Genomic DNA, 2845 nt, shown 5'->3' with positions numbered 1-2845 from the left:
AATTCTATATAGTGAATTGATAAATCTTCTGTTAATAAGAAATGTTCATTTTTCTCTAATATTTTATATTATAATATTATTCTTGCATTTATTATACCCTATTTTTGATAATTCTGTATATTAATATTGAAATTTATTTAACATTTGTTGACTTCTTACCAATGTTGTAAAAAATCCTATATCTTGACTATTAAATCCTATATACTCTAACATATATTTTGTTCCACTTGGATAAACCTATAGTTCTTTGTCGCCATTCCAATAATCCACATGTTTATATATAGATATATTTAAATCATATCTATAAATGCACCAAATGCTTGGCGTTTAGTTTGAGTTGCTGCAATTTATTGTACTGGTATACCACTTGCTATTGGGGCTCCAATACTGGATATTATTGTACTTGCATTACCTATTTTATAATATAACCCTAAGTTTATTCATTTTGGGGTGTAAATAGAAAGCCATAACATATTCACATTGTTATGACTTTTAAAGCTAATACTATTTGTTAATATTATAAACACTTAATATGAATACCAGAAGATATAAAGAAAATAGTTATAGCTACTATATCTATCTAATGAACCATCCTTTGGATCAACTGTGAAACAATAATTGATAATTTCACCTTCTCTCTAAACCATCCTATAAATCGTTTTTATCATAATAGAAAGTAATTACTAATTTCTATTTTTCAAAGTACTTAGCACCACCAATTTCATCTTCTTTAATTTTTAATCTAGGATATAATCATCCAATTGTTCTCTTTCTTTTTCAATTTGTTCATATGACATAAGAAGATTAGTTAGGTAATTAAAAGATAGCTTTCTTCCATCCTGAAACAGATGTACTTTCGCTCCTTCACCAACAAGTATATCTATTGTTTTTTTTTAACTTTTTTAACTCGTCAGTATCAAAATAATCACATTCAAGAACCACATCATTGTTTTCTATCCTTTTTTTAATTTCTCGAATACTTAAAGCACTATTTTTCCTAATAACCGAAATATATCTTAAAATATTTTCATCATATTCAATTTTTAATCTCATTAAAACCATAAAGTATTACCTCCTCAGAAATCTATTATTAATCTTATAGGTTCTCCCGGTACACTTTTTCGCCAGTTACCACCATGCCATCCATTTACTATGGGGTTCCCCATGGTAGACATTATTGTACTTGTATTACCTATTTTATAATATAATCCTGGGTTACCTGCTTACTTTATACTTACTTTAAAGCATAGAAAAGCCATAACGACCATAAATATTATAGTTACCATACTATTAAATATCATTATAGCTAATTCATTTTACTATTTAAATAATTTATTGATTGCACAGTTCCTATTGATAATTTACACTAGTATCCCTTATAATACTCCCTCACACCCAAACCTTAATCCAAAATTCCAAAATCATAATTACTATCTTAATAGCTCATAACTACAAGCTAACTATATATTATGGATTTAGCCTAATATGCTAAAGATTGTTTTATCCATTCACCTTTCTGTGTATCAAAAGAAAAGTTCCAGTCATTTCTACCATATTTATCAGCCTTCATTTGTTCCCCCTGCAAATAACATTAATTCCCTCATTTAAGTTTCCTAAACGATAGAAGCTATACCCTCGTGATGGAGATAGTTCTTTAAGTAAAACCCCTTCAAATGTATATTCATGTAGTTTAGTATTAAAGTCTTCACCAAATGATGTATATATATTCCAACTATTACTTAATGAAACTTCTTTGAGTAATGGTATTCTAATAGTTTTTAACTCCCCATCTTGTGATAATATCTTTATTTCTTCGTTATCTATATTATGTGATAAAATTAAGTCCCCCTCAAAGGTTACATATTGACGTTCATAAACATCATAGTTAAATATTTCAATATATATAACACCATCGGTTTTGGCTGCAAATTGAATTCCATTGCAAGTATATTTTATTTTTCTATTATTATAGATCCATGATACTTCAACTTCATTGTAGCTAATTTTCAATTTTCTCCTTCCTAATCAAGTTTCCTTAGACTATCTGGAACATATTCTATATAATTATTTCTATCAATATTGCCTATCCTATTAAATAAATCTAACTGTGTTACTGAATTATTACCTGGCAAATATTTATCAGCTTTTAAATCAATTTGCGCCCCTATTGGACCAGATGGAACATTTAATTTAATACCTTGTTTTACTTTATAAGTAGCAACCTTGCCACAATCCATCTTCCAATTAGATTTAATTGCCATATCATTTCTTGCAAATTCTATATTGGGTACATCCTCTAGTATTCCAAATCCTCCTGGTTTACTCAATGGTTGGTTGTTATCCAATACCATCTTAAATGTATCGTTACTTCTTACCCCATAAGCTGAAGGAGCCCTCAAGAAAATATTGATATACAAGAAACTTGAATGTTAATATTAATTAGGAGGGTTTTGCAAATCTATAGTATCTGTAAAATTAAAATATGAAATTTAAAATCCTATTTTTAATGAGCTATCCCCCTGTACCTTTTTTTATTTAATTTTATAGATTTAATTATGCAATTTCCTCATTTAAATAAATTATATTCCATTAAATGTCCATGTTTGTGATTTTGGCATCCTTTTTTTAAAAAATTGTATAAAATTACTTAATGGCTTATCTTCCAAAAAATACTCTTACCGTTTCCCTGATTAATAAATATATTTTTATATTGTGTGATTTTATCCTAGTTATATCTTATAAATAAATATTTAGGTTTCTCCCCGTTATCTCTTCAATAAACACCATTTCCTTTTTAGATAATTCTTTCTCTAACTTGACCATTTGAAATTTTGATAGTGGTGGT

Annotated in this window: 3 protein-coding genes; all 3 read right to left on the bottom strand. The window is 27.6% G+C overall.

The genetic code is table 11. From position 1 onward, the window contains the following. Nucleotides 1–864: 864 nt before the first annotated feature. Nucleotides 865–1062 carry a hypothetical protein gene (locus VK071_01975; protein HLR34077.1) on the bottom strand — a complete coding sequence of 66 codons (198 nt, stop codon included), beginning with the start codon at nucleotides 1060–1062 and terminating at the stop codon, nucleotides 865–867. Nucleotides 1063–1566: 504 nt separating this feature from the next. After that, nucleotides 1567–2010, bottom strand: coding sequence for a hypothetical protein (locus VK071_01970; GenBank protein ID HLR34076.1), 444 nt, complete (start codon nucleotides 2008–2010; stop codon nucleotides 1567–1569). Nucleotides 2011–2021: 11 nt separating this feature from the next. Continuing rightward, complete coding sequence (locus VK071_01965; protein HLR34075.1) at nucleotides 2022–2345, bottom strand: hypothetical protein; 324 nt, start codon at nucleotides 2343–2345, stop codon at nucleotides 2022–2024. Nucleotides 2346–2845 lie beyond the last annotated feature (500 nt).

This window comes from Tissierellales bacterium (genome assembly GCA_035301805.1).
Taxonomy (GTDB): Bacteria; Bacillota; Clostridia; order Tissierellales; family DATGTQ01; genus DATGTQ01.
Note: the sequence above shows the minus strand (reverse complement) of the source record. Positions and strands in the feature narration are given on the sequence as shown.

Coding starts and splice junctions, on each gene's coding strand:
- VK071_01975 (HLR34077.1), bottom strand. CDS start 1,062: ATGGTTTTAATGAGATTAAAAATTGAATATGATGAAAATATTTTAAGA.